The sequence below is a fragment of the Mesorhizobium sp. P2_B11 genome, assembly GCF_056404855.1.
The window spans coordinates 50,711-75,644 of the sequence record NZ_JBFUDF010000015.1 but is presented as its reverse complement, the minus strand read 5'-3'; the positions used below and the strand labels follow the sequence as shown (position 1 = coordinate 75,644).

General features: G+C 62.1%; 28 protein-coding genes and 3 pseudogenes. 8 read left to right on the top strand and 23 right to left on the bottom strand.

Going from position 1 to position 24,934, the window contains the following annotated elements:
• Positions 1–68: 68 nt before the first annotated feature.
• From metG to AC1DYJ_RS31005, 3 genes are read left to right on the top strand one after another with little or no spacing between them, the layout of a single operon-like run.
• Entirely contained in the window at positions 69–1,619 is a 1,551-nt protein-coding gene (gene metG / locus AC1DYJ_RS31015; RefSeq protein WP_477281647.1) for a methionine--tRNA ligase, read from the top strand.
• Positions 1,619–2,407, top strand: a complete 789-nt coding sequence (locus AC1DYJ_RS31010) for a TatD family hydrolase (RefSeq protein WP_477281645.1) — start codon at positions 1,619–1,621, stop codon at positions 2,405–2,407. The genes metG and AC1DYJ_RS31010 overlap by 1 nt, the downstream gene beginning before the upstream one ends.
• Before the next feature lie 3 nt (positions 2,408–2,410).
• A complete protein-coding gene (locus AC1DYJ_RS31005) occupies positions 2,411–3,229 on the top strand; it encodes an MBL fold metallo-hydrolase (protein WP_477281643.1) in 819 nt (272 codons plus the stop codon).
• Here AC1DYJ_RS31005 and AC1DYJ_RS31000 read toward each other — a convergent pair.
• The 4 genes and pseudogenes from AC1DYJ_RS31000 to AC1DYJ_RS30985 all read right to left on the bottom strand — a co-directional run.
• Positions 3,214–3,462, bottom strand: a pseudogene (locus AC1DYJ_RS31000) (SDR family NAD(P)-dependent oxidoreductase); the annotation flags it as partial. The gene AC1DYJ_RS31005 and the pseudogene AC1DYJ_RS31000 overlap by 16 nt on opposite strands.
• Positions 3,369–3,566: a hypothetical protein gene (locus AC1DYJ_RS30995; protein WP_477281641.1), complete on the bottom strand. Its 198-nt coding sequence runs from the start codon at positions 3,564–3,566 to the stop codon at positions 3,369–3,371. The gene AC1DYJ_RS30995 and the pseudogene AC1DYJ_RS31000, both read right to left, overlap by 94 nt.
• Before the next feature lie 28 nt (positions 3,567–3,594).
• Positions 3,595–4,239 (bottom strand): SDR family NAD(P)-dependent oxidoreductase, encoded by a 645-nt coding sequence (locus AC1DYJ_RS30990; RefSeq protein ID WP_477281765.1) that lies wholly within the window; start codon positions 4,237–4,239, stop codon positions 3,595–3,597.
• A 79-nt stretch (positions 4,240–4,318) separates the two neighbouring features.
• Positions 4,319–4,780 (bottom strand): VOC family protein, encoded by a 462-nt coding sequence (locus AC1DYJ_RS30985; RefSeq protein ID WP_477281640.1) that lies wholly within the window; start codon positions 4,778–4,780, stop codon positions 4,319–4,321.
• A 118-nt stretch (positions 4,781–4,898) separates the two neighbouring features.
• On the opposite strand from AC1DYJ_RS30985, the gene AC1DYJ_RS30980 reads away from it, so the two are divergent.
• A complete protein-coding gene (locus AC1DYJ_RS30980; protein WP_477281638.1) occupies positions 4,899–5,783 on the top strand; it encodes a LysR family transcriptional regulator in 885 nt (294 codons plus the stop codon).
• 13 nt (positions 5,784–5,796) lie between these two features.
• On the opposite strand, the gene AC1DYJ_RS30975 is transcribed toward AC1DYJ_RS30980, so the two are convergent.
• The 4 genes from AC1DYJ_RS30975 to AC1DYJ_RS30960 all read right to left on the bottom strand — a co-directional run bounded on the left by AC1DYJ_RS30975 (position 5,797) and on the right by AC1DYJ_RS30960 (position 9,686).
• Positions 5,797–6,432 carry an Isoquinoline 1-oxidoreductase subunit gene (locus AC1DYJ_RS30975; protein WP_477281636.1) on the bottom strand — a complete coding sequence of 212 codons (636 nt, stop codon included), beginning with the start codon at positions 6,430–6,432 and terminating at the stop codon, positions 5,797–5,799.
• 1 nt (position 6,433) lies between these two features.
• Complete coding sequence (locus tag AC1DYJ_RS30970; RefSeq protein ID WP_477281634.1) at positions 6,434–8,578, bottom strand: xanthine dehydrogenase family protein molybdopterin-binding subunit; 2,145 nt, start codon at positions 8,576–8,578, stop codon at positions 6,434–6,436.
• Between the two features lie 8 nt (positions 8,579–8,586).
• Complete coding sequence (locus AC1DYJ_RS30965; RefSeq protein WP_477281632.1) at positions 8,587–9,072, bottom strand: (2Fe-2S)-binding protein; 486 nt, start codon at positions 9,070–9,072, stop codon at positions 8,587–8,589.
• A gap of 128 nt (positions 9,073–9,200) precedes the next feature.
• Positions 9,201–9,686, bottom strand: coding sequence for a helix-turn-helix domain-containing protein (locus AC1DYJ_RS30960; protein WP_477281630.1), 486 nt, complete (start codon positions 9,684–9,686; stop codon positions 9,201–9,203).
• Positions 9,687–9,820: 134 nt separating this feature from the next.
• Here AC1DYJ_RS30960 and AC1DYJ_RS30955 point away from each other — a divergent pair.
• Positions 9,821–10,258 (top strand): annotated as a pseudogene (locus AC1DYJ_RS30955) (MBL fold metallo-hydrolase); the annotation flags it as partial.
• Positions 10,259–10,283: 25 nt separating this feature from the next.
• On the opposite strand, the gene AC1DYJ_RS30950 reads toward AC1DYJ_RS30955, so the two are convergent.
• The 3 genes from AC1DYJ_RS30950 to AC1DYJ_RS30940 form a co-directional block, all read right to left on the bottom strand.
• The gene (locus tag AC1DYJ_RS30950) at positions 10,284–11,033 is read right to left on the bottom strand and encodes a GNAT family N-acetyltransferase (protein WP_477281628.1); all 750 of its coding nucleotides are present in this window, start codon (positions 11,031–11,033) and stop codon (positions 10,284–10,286) included.
• A 161-nt stretch (positions 11,034–11,194) separates the two neighbouring features.
• A complete protein-coding gene (locus AC1DYJ_RS30945; protein WP_477281626.1) occupies positions 11,195–11,593 on the bottom strand; it encodes a hypothetical protein in 399 nt (132 codons plus the stop codon).
• Positions 11,594–11,610: 17 nt separating this feature from the next.
• Positions 11,611–12,114, bottom strand: a complete 504-nt coding sequence (locus AC1DYJ_RS30940; RefSeq protein ID WP_477281624.1) for a hypothetical protein — start codon at positions 12,112–12,114, stop codon at positions 11,611–11,613.
• A 232-nt stretch (positions 12,115–12,346) separates the two neighbouring features.
• Between AC1DYJ_RS30940 and AC1DYJ_RS30935 the strand changes: the two genes are divergently transcribed.
• Complete coding sequence (locus tag AC1DYJ_RS30935; RefSeq protein ID WP_477281622.1) at positions 12,347–14,329, top strand: DUF4139 domain-containing protein; 1,983 nt, start codon at positions 12,347–12,349, stop codon at positions 14,327–14,329.
• A 92-nt stretch (positions 14,330–14,421) separates the two neighbouring features.
• Here AC1DYJ_RS30935 and AC1DYJ_RS30930 read toward each other — a convergent pair whose 3' ends face one another.
• Positions 14,422–14,904 (bottom strand): RidA family protein, encoded by a 483-nt coding sequence (locus AC1DYJ_RS30930; protein ID WP_477281620.1) that lies wholly within the window; start codon positions 14,902–14,904, stop codon positions 14,422–14,424.
• A 191-nt stretch (positions 14,905–15,095) separates the two neighbouring features.
• Here AC1DYJ_RS30930 and AC1DYJ_RS30925 point away from each other — a divergent pair, with 191 nt between their 5' ends.
• Positions 15,096–15,785, top strand: coding sequence for a TetR/AcrR family transcriptional regulator (locus tag AC1DYJ_RS30925; protein WP_477281618.1), 690 nt, complete (start codon positions 15,096–15,098; stop codon positions 15,783–15,785).
• A gap of 24 nt (positions 15,786–15,809) precedes the next feature.
• Here the strand turns inward: AC1DYJ_RS30925 and AC1DYJ_RS30920 are convergent, their stop codons facing one another.
• The 9 genes and pseudogenes from AC1DYJ_RS30920 to AC1DYJ_RS30880 form a co-directional block, all read right to left on the bottom strand.
• Positions 15,810–16,139, bottom strand: a complete 330-nt coding sequence (locus tag AC1DYJ_RS30920) for a hypothetical protein (protein ID WP_477281616.1) — start codon at positions 16,137–16,139, stop codon at positions 15,810–15,812.
• Positions 16,136–17,038: pseudogene (locus AC1DYJ_RS30915) on the bottom strand (translation factor GTPase family protein); the annotation flags it as partial. The gene AC1DYJ_RS30920 and the pseudogene AC1DYJ_RS30915, both read right to left, overlap by 4 nt.
• 74 nt (positions 17,039–17,112) lie before the next feature.
• A complete protein-coding gene (locus AC1DYJ_RS30910; RefSeq protein ID WP_477281615.1) occupies positions 17,113–17,475 on the bottom strand; it encodes a hypothetical protein in 363 nt (120 codons plus the stop codon).
• Positions 17,472–18,239 (bottom strand): DUF2066 domain-containing protein, encoded by a 768-nt coding sequence (locus AC1DYJ_RS30905; RefSeq protein WP_477281613.1) that lies wholly within the window; start codon positions 18,237–18,239, stop codon positions 17,472–17,474. Before AC1DYJ_RS30905 ends, AC1DYJ_RS30910 begins: the two co-directional genes overlap by 4 nt.
• A 101-nt stretch (positions 18,240–18,340) precedes the next feature.
• On the bottom strand, positions 18,341–19,117 hold the full coding sequence (locus tag AC1DYJ_RS30900) for a pyrroline-5-carboxylate reductase (RefSeq protein WP_477281611.1): 777 nt from the start codon (positions 19,115–19,117) through the stop codon (positions 18,341–18,343).
• A 29-nt stretch (positions 19,118–19,146) separates the two neighbouring features.
• Positions 19,147–20,013 (bottom strand): aldose 1-epimerase family protein, encoded by an 867-nt coding sequence (locus AC1DYJ_RS30895; protein WP_477281609.1) that lies wholly within the window; start codon positions 20,011–20,013, stop codon positions 19,147–19,149.
• Positions 20,014–20,200: 187 nt separating this feature from the next.
• Positions 20,201–20,905, bottom strand: a complete 705-nt coding sequence (locus tag AC1DYJ_RS30890; RefSeq protein ID WP_477281607.1) for a Bax inhibitor-1/YccA family protein — start codon at positions 20,903–20,905, stop codon at positions 20,201–20,203.
• Positions 20,906–20,929: 24 nt separating this feature from the next.
• Positions 20,930–21,706 (bottom strand): anti-sigma factor family protein, encoded by a 777-nt coding sequence (locus tag AC1DYJ_RS30885; protein ID WP_477281605.1) that lies wholly within the window; start codon positions 21,704–21,706, stop codon positions 20,930–20,932.
• Positions 21,703–22,236 (bottom strand): sigma-70 family RNA polymerase sigma factor, encoded by a 534-nt coding sequence (locus AC1DYJ_RS30880; protein ID WP_477281763.1) that lies wholly within the window; start codon positions 22,234–22,236, stop codon positions 21,703–21,705. Before AC1DYJ_RS30880 ends, AC1DYJ_RS30885 begins: the two co-directional genes overlap by 4 nt.
• A 175-nt stretch (positions 22,237–22,411) precedes the next feature.
• On the opposite strand from AC1DYJ_RS30880, the gene AC1DYJ_RS30875 reads away from it, so the two are divergent.
• Positions 22,412–22,849: a DUF3592 domain-containing protein gene (locus AC1DYJ_RS30875; RefSeq protein ID WP_477281603.1), complete on the top strand. Its 438-nt coding sequence runs from the start codon at positions 22,412–22,414 to the stop codon at positions 22,847–22,849.
• 49 nt (positions 22,850–22,898) lie between these two features.
• Here AC1DYJ_RS30875 and phnX read toward each other — a convergent pair whose 3' ends face one another.
• Both phnX and AC1DYJ_RS30865 read right to left on the bottom strand, forming a co-directional pair.
• Positions 22,899–23,711 (bottom strand): phosphonoacetaldehyde hydrolase, encoded by an 813-nt coding sequence (gene phnX, locus AC1DYJ_RS30870; RefSeq protein ID WP_477281601.1) that lies wholly within the window; start codon positions 23,709–23,711, stop codon positions 22,899–22,901.
• Positions 23,711–24,871 (bottom strand): TIGR03364 family FAD-dependent oxidoreductase, encoded by a 1,161-nt coding sequence (locus AC1DYJ_RS30865; protein ID WP_477281600.1) that lies wholly within the window; start codon positions 24,869–24,871, stop codon positions 23,711–23,713. The genes phnX and AC1DYJ_RS30865 overlap by 1 nt, the downstream gene beginning before the upstream one ends.
• Positions 24,872–24,934: the final 63 nt, after the last annotated feature.

Sequence of the window (24,934 nt, the reverse complement as noted above, 5' to 3'; positions counted from 1 at the left end):
ATGGCAATCGCCGTCTCGATGCGATATCCACCCTCACATTCAATTCGGACATTCATGACGGTTCATTCATGTCACGCGACACATTCTATATCACGACACCGATCTTCTATCCCAACGGCAAGCCGCATATTGGCCACGCCTATACTGTTATTGCGACCGACGCGCTGGCCCGCTTCCAGCGGCTCGACGGCAAGGACGTGTTCTTCCTGACCGGCACCGACGAACACGGCCTCAAGATGCAGCAGACAGCCGAGAAGGAAGGCATCACGCCGCTGGCGCTGGCCGACCGCAATTCAGCGATCTTCCGTTCGATGACCGAGGTGTTGGGCGGCTCGAATGATGACTACATCCGCACGACGGAGCCACGCCACTACGCGTCCTGCCAGGCGATCTGGAAGGCGATGGCCGCTAATGGCGATATCTATCTCGATCGCTACAGCGGCTGGTATTCGGTCCGCCAGGAAGCCTATTTCGACGAAGCCGAGACCACGGTTGGCGACGATGGCGTGCGGCGTGAACCGCTTGGCTCGCCTGTCGAATGGAACGAGGAGGAAAGCTACTTTTTCAGGCTTTCCGCCTATCAGGACAAATTGCTGGCGCTTTATGAGAGCCAGCCCGACTTCGTTGCTCCGGCAGAGCGCCGCAACGAGGTGATGAGCTTCGTCAAGTCCGGCCTCAAGGATATCTCGGTCTCGCGCACGACCTTCAACTGGGGCGTGCCGGTGCCGGGCGACGACAAGCATGTGATGTATGTCTGGGTCGATGCTCTGACCAACTACATCACCGCCGCCGGCTATCCCGACACCAAGGCCGAGCAATGGCGCTACTGGCCGGCCACGCATATCATCGGCAAGGACATCGTCCGCTTTCATGCGGTCTACTGGCCGGCTTTTCTGATGTCGGCCGGCATCGAACTGCCAAAGCGCGTATTCGCGCATGGCTTCCTGTTCAACCGCGGTGAGAAAATGTCGAAGTCGGTCGGCAATGTCGTCGACCCCTTCACCATGGTTGAGCATTACGGCCTCGACCAGGTGCGCTATTTCTTCCTGCGCGAGGTGCCGTTCGGCCAGGATGGCAGCTATAGCCATGACGCGATCGTCAACCGCACCAATGCCGATCTTGCCAACGGTCTCGGCAATCTGGCGCAGCGTTCGCTGTCGATGATTAACAAGAACTGCGGCGGTGTGGTGCCGCAGCGCGGCGATCTGACAGAAGCCGACAGCACCATCCTCGACCAGGCGGTGGAAGCGCTGGGCACGGCGCGCAAGGCGATGGCGGAGCAAGGCATCCATCTGGCGCTGGCGGCGATCTTCGGCGTGGTGGCTGAAGCCGATCGCTACTTCGCCTCGCAGGCGCCATGGGCGCTGAAAAAGACCGATCCGGCGCGTATGGATACGGTGCTGTGGACGACCGCCGAGTTGGTGCGGCGCGTGGCGCTGCTGACCCAGCCCTACATTCCGGGGTCGGCCGCCAAGCTGCTCGACCTGCTGGCAGTGGCGGCGGACAAGCGTGACTTCGCGCATGTCCATGCCGACTATGCGCTGGTGCCGGGTACGGCGTTGCCCGTGCCGGAGGGTGTGTTTCCGCGTTATGTCGAAAAGCCGGAGGCGGGCGCCTGATGCTCGTCGACAGCCATTGCCATCTCGACTTTCCTGATTTCGCCGAGGAGCGGGCGGCCATCGTCGCCCGCGCCAAAGCCGCCGGAATTGGCCGCATGGTGACCATCTCCACGCGTGTGAAGCGCTTTCAGCAAGTGCTTGAGATCGCAGAGAGTTTCGACGAGGTCTATTGCTCAGTCGGTACTCATCCGCACAATGCCGGCGAAGAGCTGGATGTAACTGCCGAGGATCTCGTGCGCCTGTCCGCACATCCAAAGGTGGTGGCGATCGGCGAAGCCGGGCTCGACTACTATTACGACAAGGCGCCGCGGGACGCGCAGGCGCAGGGCTTTCGCACCCATATCGCGGCGGCGCGCGAGACCGGCCTGCCGCTGGTCATCCATTCGCGCGATGCCGACGACGACATGGCAGCCATCCTCGAGGACGAAACAGGGAAGGGCGCCTTCCCTTTCATCCTGCACTGTTTTTCCTCGGGGCGCCGGCTGGCCGAAGTGGGCGTGAAGCTCGGCGGCTATGTGTCCTTTTCAGGCATACTGACCTTCAAGAACTCTGCCGATTTACGCGCCATCGCAGCCGACGTGCCGCATGACCGGCTGCTGGTCGAGACCGACGCACCCTATCTGGCGCCGGTGCCGTTTCGCGGCAAGCGCAACGAGCCGGCCTATGTCGCGCACACGGCCAAGGTGCTGGCCGAAACCATTGGCGTCAGCGAGGCCGAGATCGCGACGCTGACGACGGCGAATTTCTCCCGGCTGTTCGGCAAGATGCCGCGGCCCGCCGGGCGCTGACGCATGAGCGACCGGCTGCGCCTTACCATTCTCGGCTGCGGCTCGTCGCCCGGTACGCCGCGCATCACAGGCGATTGGGGCAATTGCGATCCGGCCAACCCCAAGAACCGGCGCACCAGGTGCTCGGCTCTGGTCGAGCGCATTGCGGCCAACGGCGCCAGGACCACCGTGGTCATCGACACCGGGCCGGATTTTCGCGAGCAGATGCTGATGGCGGAGGTCCGGCGCATCGACGCCGTCGTCTACACGCATCCGCATGCCGACCACATCCACGGCATCGACGATCTGCGCGGCTACGTGCTCGAACAGCGCCATCTGATCGATGTCCATGCCGACCAGCCGACGATGCTTAGGCTGCGCCAGGCCTTCGGCTACTGTTTCGAGACGCCGCTGGGCAGTTCCTATCCACCGATCGTCAGGCCGCACATCATCGATCACGCAACGCCGGTGGTCGTTGAAGGCGAGGGCGGTGCCCTCACCCTTGAACCGCTGCCGCAGATCCATGGCGATATCATTTCGCTCGGCTTCCGCATTGGTGGGCTCGCCTATTGCCCCGATATCTCAGACTTTCCCGACGCCACCGCCGAGCGGCTGCGCGGCCTGGAAATGCTGGTCATCGATGCCTTGCAGTACAACACTCATCCCAGCCATTTGTCGCTCGGCCAGGCGCTTGGCTGGATCGAAAAACTGACCCCGAAACAGGCGGTGCTGACGCATATGCACGTGCCGCTCGACTATGCCACGGTAAAGGCCGAGGTGCCGGCCAATGTCACCCCGGCCTATGATGGCATGGTGATCGAAATTCCTTACGAATCAGCGTGATACGAACAGCCCTTCATAAGGGCGTTCGGATCTACGGTCAGCTCGGAGAGCGGCAGAACGTGTGGGGGCTCGATACCGGCGTTGGTGATAACTGTGTCCAGCGGCCCAAACGCAGCAACAGCGCCGTCGATGAACGCACTCACTTGCTCGGCATGTTGGACATCGGTCTGACTGAACCATGCTTTGCCGCCGAGCTTCCGTATCTCGGCAGCAACCTCAAGCCCACGATCGGCACGGCGGCCGGAAACGGCAACATTGGCGCCGAGTTGGGCAAAGGCAAGTGCTGCGGCATAACGATGCCGGAGGTCGCGCCTGTTATGGCGATGGTCCTGTTCATGATTTCTCTCCCATCGAGTTTAGCAAGCCTAGTTGCCCGGTGCGGCCGGATAGACGGCTTCAACTTTGGCCGTAGACGCCGTAGCCAGATCCCAAAAACTATCTGCGGCGCCTCGTGCCTCTGCAGATCCGGGCGCGACCAGAGTCGAGACTGTGGCGATCGCTATTCGGATGCCACGTTTGGCAAGTGGCTCGGCCAACGCCTGAACGATGTTGCGCATCGCCGCCTTTCCCACGCCAATGCTCGCCCAGTCTTCATGGGGTGTGATGGCGAGGCCACCTCCCGTAACAAGGATCATGCCACCCCCACCCTCGAATTGGCTGACGGCGGCGCGGATCGTATGGAGCCCGCCAGCGACGTTGATCGCGAGGTCGCCAGTCACTTCCTCGTCGGTCATACTGAACAGGTCTTGGTGGCGCACAACGGCGGCGTTGAAGTGTATAGCGGTCAGTCCTCCAACGAGGCGATCGGCCTCGGCGATGGCCGCGCGAAGGACGATGGGATCGGTGGCGTCGGCAGCCACGGCATGGGCTTTGATGCCCTGGGCGGCGAGGGCGGTGACAAGCGACCCGAGCCGGCTGGTATTGCGGCCAGTAAGGACGACGCTCCAACCTTCTCGGCCGAACTTCTCAGCGACGGCCTGGCCGATGCCGGGACCGGCGCCAATGATCATAATGGATTTGGACATGGAATTGTCTTTCAGTTTGACTGGCCACTCGTCATCAGAGTGGCCAGTCGGTGAACGGAACCAATCAGGCAAGCACTTCGGCAAGTTCAATGAGGTTGCCGAACGGATCGGAGAAGAAAGCCAGGCGACGGCTGATCGCAGCGAGCTCGAACGGCTCGGTGACGATCTTGACGCCCCGCGAACGCAGCTTCTCGACAGTCTCATTGACGCTGGTCACGTTCAGGCAAAAATGATGATAGCCGCGGTACATGAGGCTGTCGGCAAGGTCCGTGTAGGGACGTACTTCCCGCGGCGAGGGCTCACCGCCGCCCAGGATTTCGATGTAGAAATGATCGTCGGTTGGCGGTGCGATGTAGGCGAGTTTCTCGTCGGCATAGTCCCATAGAGCCACCACGCGGAAATCGAGCTTGTCGACATACCAGCGCAGAGCGGTCTCCAGGTCTGGCGTGCGCACCGCGACGTGGTGACCCCGCATGTCGGCGAAGGGTGAGCTGCTATTTGGTGCGGGGGGAATAAAGTCGGCCATTTTGTTTTCTCCAGGTTCGGGGCCGACATCAGTGCCGCCCGTTAAAAATAAGCTAGACCGGTTCGATTAAGTCGATTAGCATGTTAATGGTTTAAACCATCATGAATGTAGTTCAGCAATGAGAGCGACCGACCTATCCGAACTTGCGGCCTTCGACGCCGTCGCCCGCCATCGCAGCTTCAGGAAGGCGAGCGAGGAACGAGGGGTCACGGCATCGGCAATCAGCCATGCGGTAACCAGCCTTGAAACGAGAGTGGGAATTCGACTGCTCAACCGAACCACCCGCAGTGTCTCACTGACGGACGCCGGCGCGATGCTGCTCTCGCAGCTGTCACCCGCGTTTGGCGACATAGGGTCGGCGCTCGACGACTTGAACCAGTTTCGGGATACTCCGTTCGGCAAGGTCCGCATCAACGCGCCGAATTCTGTCGCCCCATTCGTGTTTGGCCCGGTGATGGGCGCACTGATTGAGCAGAACCCCAAACTGGAACTGGAAATTGTCGCGACGGACCGCCTCGTGGACATTGTCGATGAAGGGTTTGACGCCGGCATTCGGCTAGGCGAAAGTCTGCGCGAGGGTATGACGGCTGTCAGGATTAAACCCAGGCTTCGGTTCGCAGTGGTAGGGTCGCCTGCCTATTTTGCGAAGCACCCCATACCGAAAACGCCTGCAGACCTGCAGGGACACTCCTGTGTGCGTAATATTTATCCGAGCGGCACACCCTATGCTTGGTCTTTCAGTTACTTCGACAAAACGGTCGACTTCGAGCCAACCGGCCCAATCTCGCTCGATGACCACGAATTGATGGTCGAGGTCGCCTTGTCGGGGGTAGCACTTGCCTATGTCTGGGAGGGACGAGCAAAGCCCTGCATTGACGATGGCCGTCTTATCCAATGCCTGGCGACATGGTGTCCGCCCGAGGATTGGCTTTACCTCTACTATCCGACGCGCAAGCATATCTCTGCAGGCCTGCGCGCTGTGGTGGCGGCGTTGCGCGTCTAGCAGACCGCACCGATCAGCCTTCCGGGCAGGCTGCGCCGGTCGCAATCCAATCCCCAATGAGCTTGCCAAATTCTTCCTGGGTGCCGGGAGCGGGCGCGCGTCCTGCACCCGGATGCCAGGCCCAGCCGACCAGGCTGTCTTTTGCAACATGCTCCTGTATCTCGGCCAGGGTCCGCCCGCCGTTGAGAGCTGGATTCTTGAGCTGTTTGCAGATTTCTGCCGGCGTCTTGCCCTGCCAAGACATTGATGCAGGCGCTAACGCCCAATGCGGATGCCCGGGTATAGATGCAATGGCGGCGCCAAAGGTCGCGACGTTCGCCCGCTGATGGCACGTACTGCAAGCCAGTCCAGCCACACCGTGACCGTCCATGCCCGCTTGCAGTGGCGGCACATGTGGGTGCATGTCTTGCCCCTGCGTCGGGGAACGCGTTGCCGGATGACAGTTCATGCACCGCGGGCTCTCAATGACCCGCGCAGCGTCGAGAAACAGGGCGATCGAACGTGATTCATCGGTGTGAGTCGTCAAGCTGGGTGCCGTTGCGGCGTTTTCGGCCGTCGAGCTTCCGATCCGCAGTCCTAGTACAAGCAATAGCGTGACAACGCAGACAATGGCCAGTGACGCTAGGCCATGAAGGATGGTTTGTTTCATGTTATGCCTCCCGCAGATTGGCGGGATTGAGAGGTAGGGTAAGAGCCCGATGCCCCGTTGCGGCAAAGACCGCGTTGGCCACGGCTGCGATGACGCCGGCGGTGCCAGGCTCACCCACGCCCCCCGGCTCCTCCTGGCTAGCCATGATATGGACCTCGATCCTCGGTGCCTCGCTCATGCGCAAGACAGGATAAGTGTCGAAGTTGGTCTGCTCGATCCGGCCGCCTGCAATCGTGACGCGTCCGTATAGAGCGGCCGAGATACCGAAGATGATCCCACCCTCGATCTGTGCCCGCACGATGTCGGGGTTGACGATGAGACCGGCATCGATCGCGCAAACAACGCGCTGGACAGTGATCGCGCCGGATTTTGCCACGGCAACCTCGGCTACCATGCCGAGATGACTGCCGAAGCCGCTGAACACGGCGGCGCCCCGGCCGTGCCGGGCTGGCATCGGCCCGCCCCAACCCGCCTCTTTCACGGCCAGTTCCATTGCCGCTTTAGGCCTTGACGTCGTGCCGGATGTCATCAGGTAGCGACGGTAATCGATCGGGTCTCGTCCTGCACGATGGGCCAGATCGTCGATGACGCTTTCGACGATGAAGACATTGCGCGTCGGGCCGACGCCCCGCCAGTTCCCCGTTCGAAGACCGTCTGGCGCCTCGTTGCGGGAATATTCGATGTGGATGTTGGGAATGTCGTAAGGCCCGCTGGCATCGTCCACGATGTCCAGGTCCACACCATCCTTCTGGTAGACCGGCAGAAAGCGCGACATGATGTTCGGGCCAACGACCTTATGACGCCAGCTGACGGGCTCTCCCCCAACGCGAAGGCCCACACTCACACGACTATGGTTGTGGTAGCGGAACACATCCTGCCGAATGTCTTCCTCACGGCTCCACGTAACCTTGATTGGACCTTTAATCTGGCGGGCAATCAGCACCGCTTGCGTGACATAATCGGTTTCGAGCCTGCGCCCGAAACCTCCGCCAAGCAGGTGATTATGTACCACCACCTTTGCCAAAGGCAGGCCAGCCGCGTCAGCGGCGGCCTTCTGGGCCCGTCCAACCACCTGGCTTCCGACCCAAATGTCGCATCCGTCGGTTCGCAGGTCGACAGTGCAATTCAGCGGCTCCATGGCGGCGTGGGCAAGGAGAGGCAGGCGGAACACAGCGTCATAGCGTCCGGCGGCTCCTGCTTCAGCATGAAGCACGTCCCCGGTGGCTGTCGACACGATACCCTCCACCTCGAGCGCGGCATCTGCCGCGTCGACCATATGCTGGGTTGTTAACGTTGAGTTCTCCCCGTCATTCCAGGTGACGCGCAAGGCAGCGAGACCCTTCCAGGCTGCCCATGTCGTGTTGGCAACCACGGCGACTGCGTCATTAAGTTGGATGACCTGCCCAACGCCGGAGATTTTCAGGGCGTCGGTCGCGTCAACGGTGTTCACCGTGCCATTGATAACGGGACAGGAACCCACAACGGCGTGTTGGACGCCGGCAGGGCGTGCATCGATGCCGAACTTGGCCGTACCGTTGATTTTCATTGGGGTGTCAAGCCGCCGCAGTGGTTTGCCAATGACCTTGTAGGTCGAAGGCTCCTTAAGGATGGGCGCCTCGGGCACGGGCAAGCGCGCAGCGTCCTCGGCGACCTCGCCATAGGTCAGGCTTCGGCCGTCAGCGTGAACGATGCGCCTGTCAGAGACCCGGCATGTACTTGCGGACACCTGCCAACGCCTTGCTGCCGCGTCGATGAGCATCATACGGGCGGCGGCACCCGCCGAGCGCATGGTCCGCCACGCACCACGGAGCGAACCGGACCCCCCCGTAATCTGGCCTCCGAAGAGGGGACTGGCATATAACTGCTCGTCGGCCGGCGCGGCTTCGTAGGCAACCTGGGTGGGATCGACCTCCAGTTCCTCGGCGAGGATCTGGACCTGCGATGTGTATGCACCCTGGCCCATTTCCACGTACGGGAGGATGAGGGTGATGGTGTTGTCCGTGCCGATCCGGATGAAGGCGTGGGGTACAGGCGCGGGCTCCGTGGCAGCGACAAAGCTGCCGAAAGGCAAGCCGATAAGCAAGCCGCCTCCGGCCGCTAGGCTGGCGGATAGGAATGTGCGGCGGCTGAGAATGGGGCCGGCCATCGGAGCACTCATTTCGCGACCCCGCCATCCGTCTGGGCAAGAATTTCCGCCGCCAGTTTGATGCCGGCCCGGATACGCACATACGTGCCGCAGCGGCAGATGTTGCCGGACATCACGGTGTCAATCTCTTCGTCGCTGGGCTGGCTGTTGGCAGACAGCAGAGCCGCTGCCGACATCAACTGGCCAGACTGGCAATAACCGCACTGAACGACGTCCAATTCGCGCCAGGCTTGCTGCAGGGCTTCACCAACGGGATTGCTGCCCAGGGTCTCTATTGTCCGGATATCAGCGCTGCCGATAAAATCCACCGGTGTCACGCAGGAACGGCGAGCCTCACCATCGACATGCACCGTACATGCCCCGCACATTGCGATGCCGCAGCCAAATTTAGTGCCAGTGAGGCCCAGAACGTCACGCAGCACCCAGAGGACGGGCGTGTCGCCATCGACATCCGCTTGATGCCGTTCACCGTTTACCGTGAGATTGTAAAGCAAGCGCCTGTCCTCATCCTAATCCAGGGCATGATAAACGGCGGTTGGTGAGCGCGCTGTCGCCTAATTTCGCTCATTGTCGCGATCGTACGATAAAGTTTCCGGGTGTCCGTACGGCAGAGCAGGGCGCTTTATTGGGATCGACGAAATTCGGAAGGCGTCATACCAATACGCTTACGAAAAACGTTCGAAAATGCCGAGTGCGTTTGGTAGCCCACCGCCAACGCGACCTCAGTGACGGGGATCTCCGAACGCTCTAATAGCTCCTGGGCGCGGCTTATTCGCTCGCCGGTTAGCCATTCCTGAGCAGTGCAATCCATCGCCAGGCGAAACGCGGTACAGAAATAGGAGCGACTGAGGGATGTCAGGCTGGCAAGTTCATCCAGCCCTATGCAACGGTCGAGGTGTGCTGCCGCGTATTCCTTGAGGCGGCGGAGCTGGCGAGGTGACAAGCCCCGTCGTGGCCGCGCGGTGACAATTTCTTTGCCGGTTGCGGTTTGATCCGTCACGGCTGCTGGCACTCCCACAATCAAATGATGGGATTCGTTGCGCAGCTCGAAGGGAAGAGATCTTCTCAGGCCATCTCTGCGCGATCCCGTGATCAGGGGTAGATTCATTTGGGATYCCAAATCATTGCAGTCTTACCGGGTTGTCATACAACCCTGTTATCTGGTAAATCTTACGGAAGGGGATGTCAATCGCGTTGCCATGCGATATGAGGCTTCCCGAAATCAGAATCATGGAGCCGGTATCGCCGTTGGGCAGTTCCTATCCGCCGATCGTCAGGCCTCACATCATCGATCATGCAAGCCCGGTGGTCATCGAAGGCGAGGGCGGTGCCCTCACCCTTGAGCCGCTGCCGCAGATCCATGGCGACATCATTTCGCTCGGCTTCCGCATTGGTGGGCTCGCCTATTGCCCTGATATCTCAGACTTTCCCGACGCCACGGCAGAGCGGCTGCGCGGCCTGGACATGCTGGTCATCGATGCCTTGCAGTACAACACCCATCCCAGCCATTTGTCGCTTGGCCAGGCGCTCGGCTGGATCGAAAAACTGGCGCCGATAAAGGCCGTGCTGACGCATATGCACGTGCCGCTCGACTACGCCACGGTGATGGCCGAGACGCCTGACACCGTGGTGCCGGCCTATGACGGCATGGTGATCGAAATTCCTTATGAATCAGCGTGATACGAATAGCCGTTCATAAGGGAATTCAGCCCTTCGGCGCGAATATAAGCAGCGTTCCAATCCGCTCATAGCCCATGCGGGGATAAAGCAGCGCTCCGGCATGCGTCGCCAACAGCATCGAGCACCGCGACCCGTGCGCCCGGTCGTCCTGCAGCATTTTGGCCATCAGCGCTTGACCGATGCCGCGACGCCGGTGCGAAGGCTCGACGTACATGGCCGAACACCAGGTGGCGCCGACGGCGTCTATGCTGCGCACACGCCCGACGATGGCGTCGCCGTCGAGCGCCACATACTGGCGGAACGGCGCATCATCGCCGAGCTGATCGGCCGCAATCGGGCGCCTGCGCACGATCTTTCCCAGCTGTGCCGCCCGTTCGACTGTCTGCACGCGCTCGATCGAGACAGCGGCTGGCGCATCCGGAATCTCGCGTAATGGCTGGACGAAGAAAGCTTCCGTTCGCAGCAGCCGGTAGCCGAGAGCCTTGTAGGCGGTTCGCGCCGGCTGATCCGGTTCGTCACTGGCGATCACGACGGAAACAGCAAAGCTTGACCGCGCATGCTGCCGCACGATCGCATCGGCGTCCTCGGCCGCGACGTCATGGACGATCCATTCCTCGCTGCGATAGCCGCGTGCATTCTTGCGCTCGGCATCGCGCATCAGCCACAAAGGTCCAACGCGGCTGGCCTCGTAGGGAAAGCTGCGGCTCTTGTCGGTGCTGAAGCCATGCACGAACACTTCGATCGCTGCTTCGATGTCACGCTTTGCTGTCGTCATCCGGGCAGCGTAGCGTTGGCCATCAGCTCAAGGCAACACGCATCGATGGTGCCAAGCCCATGAAAATCAGCAGCAATTCCCAGCTGAAGCCTAACACATAAGTTCCATAATCTATCTTATGCGACTTTCGGATGCCGGTTGGTGGATGCGGAGTTTCCCTATCACTCCAGCCTCGATGACGGCTCCTGCTCCTCTCGGTCTTCGCTGAACCGACCGCGCTTGAGCATAAGACTGAGTGCCTGCCGCGCCACGGGTTGAATTCGCGTCGGCCATCCGGTTGCAATGAATTCATCCGCCGTCATCAGTTGAGGCGTTGAATCACACGCCAGATCCAGAACCTTGCTGACATCGGAAAGCCCGGTCTGCTCTTCAGCGCTTATTGCACCGTTCAGGCGTTGCATCCCGCCATGCGGAACCCAATCGTAGAAGCTTTCAAAATACTCGCCTGGCTCCACCGCCCGCACGCCTTCATCACCATCAGCCAATGTTGCCAGCGCTTCCATGATTCGATTGCGAATTCGCTGGTCGATAACCCGCTTCGATGGTTGCTCTTCTATCATGCCCAGCCTCAGCATCCTTAGAGCGGCGGCGGCACTCCCCGGTGGTAGCCGGGCGGATCTTCAACCATCACCATTGCTATTTTTTGTTGGACAACGGCGAAGCGCAGTACGTTCGATGCCAGCATGAATTCCGTTGGCTTGGCGCAAGTCCACTCGACTTTGACAACGTCGGCTACAACGCCTGTGTCGCTGGTGACTTTTCGTTCTGTTTGAAAGAGAAACTTCGAACAATCCGCTTCAGGAAGAAATTTTACGAACTCCGGAAAAGCCTCTGCCAAAGGCCCACCGAAGTCAAACATGACCCAGGCTGCATCGGGCGTCAGGAAAGCTTTGGCCTTGTCCGGATTTTCGATCGAGAGGTTAATATAGGTCTCGACGAGTTGGGCAGGCGCGAGGTCGGAAGCTCTCGCAGCGGCGATGGAAAGGCAAGCAGCGGCCGCCAGCACGACGCAGCCTAATTTCGTGACAGGCGTCAGCGGTTCTTCTGCGGCAACAGTTTCGTTGGCCCGGTCATCGCTCAAATTTGGCAGTCCTAACTGGAGTGGACACAATATGCCTACGCCCACTCACTTACATAAGGCAATATCTCTGGCGTATCCGAAAAGCAGCCAGTGCGTTGCCACGCCTGCCCCCGGCAGCCCGATCTCCAAGACGCAAATACGCCTCAATGGCTCTGCTAGCTGCCCGCATGTTTCTCCCTGATGAAGGATCACCATGCGCTCCTCCATTCTCTCGATATTGATGGCGACGACAATGATGACCGGTACCGCTCAAGCTGCTGACCTCGTGCTCAAGCGTGCCGTGCTCGGCACCGGCGGTGTCGGCTATTTCGAATATCAGGCCGAAGTCAGCGGCAAGGAAACCCTGATGCTGCGTGCGCGCCTCGACCAGGTCGACGACATCCTCAAGAGCGTTCTGATCCTCGACCCGGCTGGAGCAGGTTCCGCCACCCTTCCCGGCAAAGCCCGTGTCGACGATGCTTTTGCCTCGCTGCCTTTCGCCAAATCCGACCTCGACACCATGCCGGCGCTGTTTTCGGCGCTCAAGGGCGCCGAGATCAAGCTCTCCGGGCCGCGCCAGATCGAAGGCCGCATCGCCAGCGTGCAGAGCGAGACGGTGACAGCCAAGGACGGCGCCACCACGACGCGCACGCGTGTCTCCGTCTTCTCGGGCGCCTCCATCGAGCAGTTCATCCTTGAAGAGGCCGAAGGGCTTGAATTTAAAGATGCCCGCCTTGGCGAACAGGTCGGGGATGCGCTTGTTGCGCTGCGCACAGCGCAGGATCGCACCGGGCGCGACATCACCATCCAGCTTGCCGAAGGTGGCAAACGCACGGTGCGGATCGGCTATGTCGCCGAAACGCCGGTGTGGAAAGCCGCTTATCGCCTGACCTTGCCAAAGCCCGGCGAGGACAAGGCCCGGCTGCAAGGCTGGGTGGTGCTGGAGAACATGACCGGCAATGCCTGGAAGGATGTCCAGGTGACGCTGTCTTCGGCCGCGCCGGTGACCTTCAGGCAAGCGCTGTACGACCCCTACTATGTGACGCGCCAGCTGATTGCGCCACCGGTCAGCCGCTCGGCGCTGCCGCGCGGCGATCAGGGCCAGGTTCTCGCCGAGGTGGCGCAGCCAATGCTCCAGGACGGCTTTGGCGCGCCTGCGCCTGCGGCGCCGGCTCAGATGTTTGCCGAGAAACGAGCCCGGCAAGCCGTGGCTGGTTACGGTGGGGGTGCGGCCGACATGGCCGCTACGCAGGAGCCGGGCAGCACGGGCGAAGAAAACGCCGCCGGCGCCAGCTTCACCCTGTCCTCGCTGGTCAGCGTCGGCGCAGGCGAAAGCCTTACCACCCCCTTCGTCGACCTCAAGGTGCCGTCTCAGGCTGTCGGCTGGTATCAAGGCACCACACGCAACCCCTGGCAGGCGTTGACCCTTAGGAATGACGGCGCCATCTCGCTGCCGGCCGGATCCGCCACGATTTACGAGGCCGCCGAGGCCGGCCCGCTGTTTTCGGGTGAGGCGCAGTTCCCTCTCCTGCCGGCGGGCGATTTCCGCCTGGTCGGGTTCGGCGCGGACCAGAAAGTGCTGGTCGACGCCGAAACCGGCTCCGAATCGATGATCACCAAGGTCAAATCGGTCGACGGCATGCTGCAGATCGAAAGCCGCCTGCGCCAGACCACGATCTATCGGGTCAAGAACGGCGCGACCGACCTCAGGCACATGGTCGTAGAGCAGCCCCGCATGGCGGATTGGAAACTGGTCGAGCCCAAACCGGAAGACGCCACCATAGCCGGCCAGGCATATCGCATCCGCTTCGACGTCGAGGCTGGAAAATCCCGGCAATACAAGGTGGTGATGGAACGCCCTGTCCAGGAAGTCGTCGACATCAGCGACGTCACCGGCGCGCGCATTCAGGCCTTGATTGTAGCACCCGAACTGGATGCCGAAACCAAGGCTGGCCTGGCAACCTTGGCCGAGGCAGCCAAGGCAAGCGATGAGGCCGCAGCCGAGATGGCGCGGCTGGAAGAACAGCGCGAGACCATTATCGGCGATCAGGATCGCCTGCGCGAAAACCTGAAGTCGGCGCCGCAGGGCTCCGACCTCGCCCGCCTCTACGCGCAGAAAATGCTCACCCAGGAAAACGCGCTCGACAAATTGGATAGCGATATCAAGGATGTACGCGAACGCTATGAGCAAGCGCGCAAACTGCTGGGCGACAAGGTGAGAACCTTCAAAAGCTAAAGACAGCCAACAGTCCGAGGTCGCCAGCTCAAGCCGTGCCAACGCCTGAGCTGGCGGCGCGCTCAACTCATTTCGAGCGATCAGACTCTCCGCTAATCAAGCACCACCACCGCCTCCACCTCGAACAGCATCGGGTCGATTGCAAGCTTGGGAACGGGCACCAGCGTCTGCGCCGGCAGCGCGTCGCCGAACATCTCCTTGACGTTGCTGGTCAGCACCTCGAGCCTGGACATGTCGTGGTCGACCACGAAGACCGTGAGCTTGGCGACCTGATCGGGCTTCGCGCCGATACCCTCGAGCGCGGCACGCAGGTTTGCATAGGCCTGTTTCACCTGGACAGCGAAGTCGGGCGACAGGCCTCCGGTGGCGTCCTGGCCGCCCTGCCCGGAAATATAGGCCACACGGGCTCCGGGCGGCGTGATCACCGCCGTGCTGTAGCCGTTCGGCGACGGGTCATAGAGGGTTTTTGGATTGACGATGGTCAGCTTGTTCTCAGTCGCCGTCGTCGCCGTGGGGATTGATATGTTCATGATGATTAGCCCTCCGATAAGCAGATGCTTGATTGCGTGTGACATGATTTTCTCTCGGCCCCGCAGGCTGCGAACGACCCTCGCAACCCGGCGTGATTGAACTTTAGCCATATCAGTCATACGATGACTCATACGATGTACGATTCATCGTATGGTACAGCGTACTAGTCAAGCCGTCAGCGTCGACATTCCTGACGATGCCTGCCAAAACTGACGCTCATTGACGAGGAAGACGAATGGCAGCCAAACGCAGCGGCGCCCGAAGCAAACGCTCTCCAAGGACAAGCCCTCAGCCCGTGCAGGAGCAGTCCGGCGAACCGCCTCTCTCCCGGGACCGTATCGTCGCGACCGCAGTAGAACTGCTGGACGCTCAGGGGCTGGACGGATTGACGATGCGCCGGTTGGCTGATCGCCTCGGCGCGGGCGTGATGAGCCTGTATTGGCACGTCGACAGCAAGGAGGATGTCCTGGATCTGGCCCTCGATGCGGTGCTCGACTATCGCGCGTTGCCGCAGGAGGACAGGCCTCAAGACTGGCGCACGGAAGTCGTTCATATGCTTGAGGACTGGCGAGCCAGCATGCTCCGCCATCCCTGGTCGACATCGCTGTTGCCGCGCCGGGCGCTCGGCAAAAACATCCTCAGTCGCCTGGAACGCATGAGCAAGACCTTGTCCAGGGCCGGCGTGGCGGACGCGGATTTGAACGCAGCGATATGGTCGCTGTGGAACTATGTGATGGGCGCCACCATCACCCGGGCCAGCTTCGGTGTCTCTGACGAAGACAGGGCCGCGGCGCAGCAGCGCCTTGAGCAGCTTAGCGGCCCCTACCCGACAATCGGACGCTCCCGCCTGCTGCTGGACGACGATTGGGACGGCGCCTTCCGCAAAGGCCTCGGCTTCCTGCTCGACGGGCTGGCGCCGGGATAAGCGGTCATCGCGAAGGTGGCAGTTTCATCCCGAAAAACTCGCTAGAGCCCCGCTGAAGGCGGCTCCGGTTGCGACACCATGGAAGACGCCAAGGGCCAGCCACCTGAAGCGCCCGCCGCGCGCAACAAATGCCCCATAGGCAGGAAACTGCAGCGCCGCCAATCCGATGGAAAGGCCGGTGATGGTTGTGTCGGTCAACAGCGTTGCCAGCATGGGAACCGGGTAGAGAAGCCGCGCCAGCATATAGTCTCCATGGCCTGCGCCGGCCGAATAGAGTGCCAGGAAGAAGGCGATGGGCGTGATGCCGAGGCCGACAAGGAACCCTGCCCGCGAGGAGAATTTCGGCGGCGTCATCGAGCCATGGCCATGGAGGCCGGCGGGTCGCGGTCGTCGGTTGACGGAGGAACAGGAGCGTATCCTGCATAGCTGATGCTCATGCGTGCCTGTCCTTTCGAGTGCGACTCGAGCGCATTCACCAGCTTTTGAACGGTCGCGAGCGGCATAGTCGCATTGACGACGACGGCCTCGCCGCGGGTTTCCCGGCTCAGGACACGGCCGCGACGGCTGTGCAGTACGCCAACGACGCTCGTGACATAGATTTCAGGCGTCACCACCTCGACCTTCATGATCGGCTCGAGCAGCTGCACGCCAAGGTATGGAGCGGCGTCGCGAAAGCAGGCACGGCCGGCGACCTCGAAAGCCAGGGCCGAGGAATCGGTATCGTGATAAGCACCGTCGGTCAGCGTCGCCTTGACGCCAAGCATCGGGAAGCCCGCGAACGGGCCCGAAGACAGCACGCTGCGTACCCCTTTTTCGACGCCGGCTAAATATTCGTTTGGAAGCGCACCGCCGACGATCCTGGACCCGAACACGAAGTCCCAACCGTCCGCGTGCGGTTCGAACAGGATCTTGACGCGGGCGAACTGGCCGGTGCCGCCGGACTGCTTCTTGTGCGTGTAATCCTGTTCGTGCGGACGAGTGATTGTTTCGCGATAGGCCAGTTGCTGCACGCCGACATTCACCTCGACGTTGAACTCGCGGCGCAGGCGGTCAATCACGGTATCGAGATGAGGCTCGTCCCTGCCGGCCATGATCGTCTGGCCCGATTCCGCGTCCCACCTGACCTCGAACAACGGATCCTCGTCCGCCAGCTTCGACAACGCGACAAGCAGCCTCTCCTGATCGGCCTTCGACTTTGGCTCGATCGCGGTTTGCATCAAAGGCCATGGCGCGGTAAACTTTTCCATCGTGACGCCATGGTTGCAGATTGACCGGATGACCGCAACGGACTGGCTCCCCCCGCTCCCGCCCGTTTTATGTGTTGGGCCTATTGGCTGTCAGGCGCCATAACCGACCCGAACCGAAGCGTAGAAAACTCACTGCCGCGCAGTTGATCGAGAAAGGCTGCAACGGCAGACGCATCGCTGCCGGGCGGAAATAGGATGAACAGTTCCCGGCCTTCCGGCGCGTCCATTTGCCTGCAGGGAAAGCCGTTCTTGCTCGTAAATGCCTGCAATCGATCCAGATCGGCCTGTGCCCCCCAGGCGGCAATACCGATCAATCGCTTGTCTGGAGAGGTCAAGCTGGGAGGCGAAACCTCACCCGCAACAGCAGGCATGGAGCATGCGCCGAGAATGGACGCTGCGGCCAGAACGGGCAAAAGGAAACGTCTGACGCTGCGCATGGTCATGGCTCCGGCTGTCCATTGCCCGACAGGATCTGCAGCGTGCCGCGGACAGCGTTGCGGAACGCGTCGTCGAAGCTGACGCCGCGCACCTGCCAGCGATATTCCTTGCCCTTGGAGGCAAGCCGCCAGTCGCCGACCCAACCCAGCGCCTCCTGGCGCCATGCCAAGGTGCCGGCAAGCACGGCATCGCCACTCAGGGTTTGCGTCACGTCTGCAAGCACGACGTCCTGTGGTGTGGGAAGTTCCAGCGGCAAGCCGGTCCGGTATGCAGCGGCCGCCAGCGCGCCGCGCATATCCGCCTCGAGCTCGCCGCCGCCATCGCGCAGCAGCGTGAAGCCGTCGCCTTTCATCGGCTTTATGTCGAGCAATGCGACGATTGCAGGCCGCGGCAGCGGCCACGGTTTATGCCCGAGCGACGCCAGCAAGGCATCGATCTTGTCCGGAGCGAAGTCGGCGGTGATGTATTGCGGCCGGTCGTGCGTGCCCTGCTCGTCATGTGGGGGCCGATTGTTGAGCAGGTCGCGATAGCCGATTTCAGTGGCGTAATCGGCTGCGTGCCGGCTCATCTCCGCAACGCGCGGATCGCCGATCAGTCGCGGATCGCCGGAGACCTTGACCAGCACCTCTTCAAGGCACGGCGCCAGGCCCCAGGCCCGGTTCTCTTCGCCAGTGCCGTTGGTCACCGACTGCGCACGGTAGAGGTCGGCGCGGTCGATATCAGCGGCAGCGACGGGAAAGGCGAGCAGCACAGCGAGCACAGCTGCCATCAATTTCAAGCATCCAAGCACCCGTCGACCCTCCCGAACGGTACGGAATATCCGTCGGAGCCATACTCCTGATCATTCAGGGAATTTCAAGGCGCCGCCCTTCAAGGCGTGTCGCCGACGATGCGCCGGTGTATGCCATCCAGGCTCTCGCTGAGTGCCTCGAACACGTTTCGCGCCGTGAGTTCGCGAAGTACCTGTTCGTTGATGCCACCGCGCGTCGCATAGTCCTGCGCCAGATGCATGAAATCGGCATCCGGCGACATCTCCGGAGCGCTACCCAAGGCTTTGAAGAGCGAGGCGATGTAATCGCGCCCCTTCCCTTCCTCCACGCCGTTCTTCTTGAGCCAGCTGTTGATCGTATCGAGGTATTTGAAGTAGCTGGCATAGGTCGCGGTGACCACGCTCAACGCGTTGAATTCGGCTGAGTTCTCGACCTCAATCACCTTCCCCATACTGCCGAACAAGGCGGACGCGGCTGCATCCGGCGGGCAGATGATCGTTGCGCCCAGCCGGTGCGCGATCATCGGCATGGGCAGTGCTTTCGTCACCTGATGCGCTGGAGCCGTCAGGCCGGCAATCTCCTCGCGCGACAGCGTGGCGATCAGGCTGATGAGGTGATGCTCGCTCCGAAACCGCAGACGCGGCAAGACGTCGTGCGCAATTTGCGGGCGGACCGCCAGCATGACGATGTCGCACGCATCGAGAACCGCCTGATTGTCCTGTGCGATACGCACATCCGGATAACGGGATGCGAGTTCTGCGGCGATCTCTTCATTGCGCGGCGACAGCAGCACCGAGAGGGAATTATCCGCGACGGATTTGAGCCCGCTGACGATGGCCGATGTGAGGGCACCTGTGCCGATGAAGCCAAGTTTCATGTCTGCCGCCTCTGCCGGTCGTTCATCGATCAGGCCAGCCGGATCTGATAGCTCAAGCTTCGCTTGCCGCCAGGCGCGATCAGCATCACCCCCGGCTTGTCGGCGAACTCGCCGTCGAAATCGACAGGGCTGGCGAGGCCATGCCAGGGTTCGATGCACAGAAACGGCGCGCCGCCGGGCTTGGACCAGATCCCCAGTTCCTTAAAGCCTTGCCACGCCACCTCGATCGCCGGACCGTGCGCGGCGGCATAGCGCACGCTGGTGCTGGCCGGCCGGTCGAGGATCACGGCGTCGGCGTCGAACAACTGTTCGGAAAGGGCCAGCGTTTTGCCTTCGATGGGCGTCGGCTGCGGTGCCGCCAGCACCAGGCCATCCTTCAGCCGGCGGATCGGCGCCGGCTCGTCCGCGGCAAAGGTCAGGTGGTAGTCGGTCTTGGCGAGGCCCTGTTGCAATGGCCAGTTGAAGGCAGGGTGCGCCCCGACCGAGGCTGGAAGCACCTCGTCGCCGGTGTTGGTGATGTCGAAGGAGATATCGAGTTGCCGGCGTTCCAGCGTGTAGGTGACCGCCAGGCGAAAGGCGAAGGGATAGCGCGCGCGCGTGTCGGCATCGTCGGTCAGCACCAGCGTGCAGGACCGGGGGCTCGTCTCAGCCCACGCAAACGGCTTGTCGCGGGCAAAGCCGTGCTGGGTCAGCGGATAGACCTGGCCGCGATGGCGCAGCTGGTCGCCCTTCAGCCGACCGACGATCGGAAACAGCACCGGCGAATGCCGCCGCCATTCCGGCCCGGCCTGCCACAGAAACTCCAGGCCCTCGGCGTTGCGCAAGGAGACGAGTTCGGCCCCCTGCCCGACGATCGTCGCCGAAATGCCGTCGCCGTGAAGGGTCACCTGTTCCATGAATTCCTCGCGGCTGGCTGATCTGGCAGCAGGCTAGCAAAGGCTTGCCAGTGAACTCAAGAGCGGCAGGCAGCATTGGCTCTTATGCCGCCATCGCCGGCCACACGCCACAGGACGGCATGCAAAAAAGAAGGCCGGAGGTTTCCCTCCGGCCACGTTGGAAAAATGTTGCCTGCTACGGTTCGGACTATTCGCGCTCGCCAGTAAAATTCAGCAGCAGCTGGAAGATGTTGACGAAGTTCAAATAGAGCGACAGCGCGCCGAAGACGGCGAGCTTCTGCTGCGATTCCGCGTCGAAATTCTCGGCATACTGTTCCTTGATCGTCTGCGTGTCCCAGGCGGTCAGGCCGACGAACACGGCGATACCGATCACCGAGATGGCGAACTGCAGCGCGGTCGAGCCGAGGAAGATATTGACGACGCTGGCGATCACCACGCCGATCAGGCCCATGATCATGAACGACGAGAACTGCGTCAGGTCGCGCTTGGTGGTGTAGCCGTAGAGGCTGGTGGCGCCGAACATGGTGGCGGTGATGAAGAAGGTGCGCGCAATGCTGGTGCCGGTGAAGACCAGGAACACCGAAGCCAGCGACAGGCCCATCACCGCACAGAAGGCCCAGAACATGGTCTGGGCGCTCGCCGCCGACATCGTCTGCATCTTGAACGAGAACAGCAGCACGAAGGCCAGCGGCGCCAGCATCACCACCCATTTCAGCGGGCTGGAAAAGATCGGCACGTAGAGAGCCGGCGTCGAGGCCACCACCATGGCGACGATGCCGGTGACGACCAGGCCGATGCCCATATAGTTGTAGACGCGCAGCATGTGGCTGCGCAGGCCCTCGTCATAGACGGCGCCAGCGCCCATGCGGTAGCCAAGGTCAGGGGTGTTCATGCGGGTTCTCCTTGTGTGAGGTCTTTAGTAAAGGGTTTTGGCGAGTGTCTCGGCGGCGCGGTCGAGGTCGTGGACATCGCTGCGCGCAACGACCGCGTAGGCGACCTCGCCGATCTGGAAATAGGCCGAGGAAATATCGCCCGAAGGCGCTATTGCCGGCTTGACCACGTCGAAGGTTCCGGGACGGATCGCAAACAGCGAGACCAGCCCCATATCCTTCGTCTCCAGCGCCACCTCGACGCTCGGCCCGAAGCGCGACGGATAGATCTGCACGTCGCGGACCTTCCAGTCCTTGGGTAGCGACGGCATGACGATGGCGGTCGCCGCGCGGATTTCGTCGGCATTGTAGTTGGGCGCCTCAAGCTGCGAGGGCATCGCCTCGCGCATGAGCGTCGTCCTGTGCGCTCGGATCGCTTCTTCGACATAGGCCGGCGGCGTCGGCGAGGCCACGACCTGGGTCACCAGCAGCGGTCCGAACAGGCCGTTCGCCAGCCAGCCGGCGGCGACAAAGACGGCAACCGCGGCCGCCCGCTGCAGCACGGCGAAGACGCGGCGACTGGCGAGCCCCCTGCCCAGCCGGCGCGCGACCTCCGTCGTCGCCGGCCGTGCCATCCCGGTGGAAGCGGCCAGCGCCAGGCGCAGCTCGTCGCGCGTCCGCAAATCGGACATCACCCGCGCCGCCGCTTCCGGACGAGCCGACAGAAACGCTTCCACCTCGATGCGACGCGCGACGTCCAGCTGATCGTCGACATAAGCGTCGAGGTCGGTATCGGTCACCGGGTCCCGCAACAGATCGGTCATGACGGGTCTCCCACGATCCTAAGATGGTTTTTGGCCGGCGAAGGGGCAGTGCTTTCCATCGAGCGCAGTGCCGCGCGCGCCCTGCCGATGCGCGACATCAGCGTGCCCAGCGGCACCCCGCTGGCGTCAGCAGCCTCCTGGTAGGAAAGGCCCTCGATGGCGACCAGATGCAGCGCCGAACGCTGTTCTTCCGGCAGGCTGAAAAAAGCTTCGCGCACTTGCGCCAGGCGCACGGAATGTTCTTGCGGCGCCGGCGTGCTGGCGTCGGTGAGGTAGCCGGCCTGCTCGACGCGTGCCGCTTCCGAACGGCGCGAACGCATCTTATCGATGAAGGCGTTGTGGACGATCGACAGCAGCCATGCCCGCAGATTGCCGCCGGAGCGGAATGTGCCGCGCCGTTCATAGGCGCGCACGAGCGCGTCATGCACCAGGTCCTCGGCGTCAGCACTGTCGCGCGTCAGCGAGCGTGCATAGCGCCTGAGCGAACCCAGCTGTCCAACTATATCGAAGCGTGGCATCGATCGTTTCATGCCCTGTGTACGGAGCATGTGGGGATTTTAATCCCTCGCCCGCCAAAAACATTTTGCGCCGCCACAATAGGTATCATGCAATCAGAAGTCTGCCTCTCAACGCCTATCTCCCGCGCGGCAGATGTTTGCCTTATGCTGTTGGTCTAGCCTTCCTGTCTTTCCAGAGGAGCAAAAGATGGTCGGTGGGGATCGGGTGACGGGTGCCGCGGCGCTGCCGATCGTCGGCAGGGTATTCATGATCCTTGGCATCGTCGCGATTATCGCTTCCGCTGTGCTGGCGTCCATCGAAACATACGGGCCCCGCACGGCCACGGCGCCGGGCAAGATTGTCGCCGCCGAATATTACCCGCTCGTCGAGTTCTCGACGGTCGACGGCACCGTCATCCGCTTCACCAATGCCATCCGCTCCTCGTTCTGGGGTATCGGCGACAGCCTTACCGTCGCCTATGATCCCACCAATCCGAACAATGCCTCGATCGACGGCTTTGCCGGGCGCTGGTTTCTCTCAGGGCTGGCCGGACTGATCGGCGGCGCCTTCCTGCTGATCGGCATTGTGCTCACAGTGCTCGGACGGGCGCTTATGCGGCGGGTCGCCACGAATTCAAGGCCATAGCCGCGTTTCAAGCCGCTGGCGACGCACTGACAGCTTGGCAGTTGCTCCCTCAGGGTCGCTCGCCGCGTCGCAGCCTGCCCTCGATTACGGCAATGACCGGCAGCAGATCGGCAACGCCGTTGACGACATAGTGCGCACCGGCGGCGCTGAGCCTGGCCGAGGCCTCGGCGCGCTTTCTGCGAAACACTTCTGGCGCCATTGCCTGCGTTTCGGCCAGTGAGTGGCCGAAGACGTTGCCGGTCACCGACACGCCGACCGTCCATGCGCCGGCATTGATGCCTTCCGCAATGCCGACCTCGGTGTCGTCGACCTTGACGCTGAGCCATGGCGGATAGACGCCGAGTTCGGTCAGCGCCTTCCACAGCATGAACGGCGTCGGCCTGCCGTCCGGCGTATCGCCGGTGCAGACCAGGCAATCCGGGGCAAAACCGTGTGCTGCCGCTCCCGGCAGGATTTCGGCCATGATGTCGCGCGTGTAGCCGGTGGTCGAGCCGATCTTGAGGCCGTGCGCGCGCAGCGTGGCGACCACATCGGCGACACCTGGAATGACATCGGAAAAGCGCGCCGCCACCGCCCGGTTCTTCGGCACGAAGACGTTGTAGACGGCATCGATATCGGCGTCGGTCGGCGCATGCCCGTGCTGTTTGGCCCAGGCGGCCGAGATCCGCGGCAGCGCCATCAGCGCGGCAATGTGTGGGCGTTTGGCCATGCCCATCGGTCCGCGCGCCTCCTCGATGGTGATGGCGACACCGAATTCCTGGAACGCTTCGACGAAGACGCCCATCGGCGCCAGCGAGCCATGATCGACAACGGTGCCGGCCCAGTCGAAAACGACGGCGCGAAGCAGGTGCTGGGTGGTCATCAGGCGATCTTTCTGGCGTCTGCCGTGGTTGAACCGAAGAGGTCATCGATCACCTCTTCGGCGATGGCGAACGACGTCGAGGCGCCGGTGCCACTGGTGATCATCACCATGCGCACATTCTCCTGCGGCGCGTCGGCGAACATCGTGTGGTCGGCAGCCGAGGCATAAATGCCGGTCCAGCGTTCCAGCACCCGCGGCGGCGGGCCGCCGAAGACGGCGCTGAACTCTTCCAGGATGATTTCGTCGACCCGCTCCGAGGCGAACGGATCGGGCGTTGCTGCATAGTGATGCGAATCGCCGACCACCAGCGTGCCGTCGGCGCTCTGCACCACGATCAGGTGCACGCCATTGTCCAGCGCCTGCTGTTGATCGCTCTCGAGCCGACGCCGCAAGGCTGTGGCCTCAGGCAAGGCCCCGAAACCGGAATAGCGCGCCAGCCCAAGATCCGACAACACCGGAGACGGAAGCCGGAAACCTGGATCGGCAAGCCGCATCATCTGCAATTTGCAGCGCCTGACGCCGTAGAGCGCAATTCGTTCGGGATAAAGCGTCGCCAGATCATCGCCGGGGCAGACAACCACCTTGTCAGCGTGAACTGTGCCGCGGCTGGTCTCGATCGATGGCGGCTCGATGGCGCGTACTGCCGTTTCGCGCCGGAATTCCACGCCGTGCTGTTGGGCTAGGAACGCGGCAAGCTGCGGGATCGCTTGGCGTGACTCGACACGCACCTCGTGCGGGCTCCACAGCGCACCGGCAAAGTCCCGCCCGGCAAGCTGTGGGTATTGGCGGCGCAAATCGTCCGGTTCGAGCAGTGAACAGCCCTCGCCCATCTCGGTCTGCAGGAACGCCTCGACCACGCTGCGCGCCTCGGGACGCCGCGCGACGACAACCGTGCCGCGCTGGATGATGTCGATGCCGGCCGGCCCGGCCACTTCCAGCCAAATATCGCGGGAGCGCATGGCGCGCCGCCACACCTGGCCGCGTTCCTGGCCACTCACCGTGACGAAGCCGAAATTGCGCACCGAGGCGCCGTTGGCCTGCGCATCGCGGTCGATGATAACAACGGAAAGGCCGCGGCGGACGGCAGCGAGCGCATGCGCAAGACCGACAATGCCGGCGCCGACAATGGCGAGATCGAATTTATCTTGCTGGCTCATCATTGTCCTTTCGCCGCAACGCTTTGTCTGTCCCGGCTAAGCTATTCAAACTACGCCCATGTGACA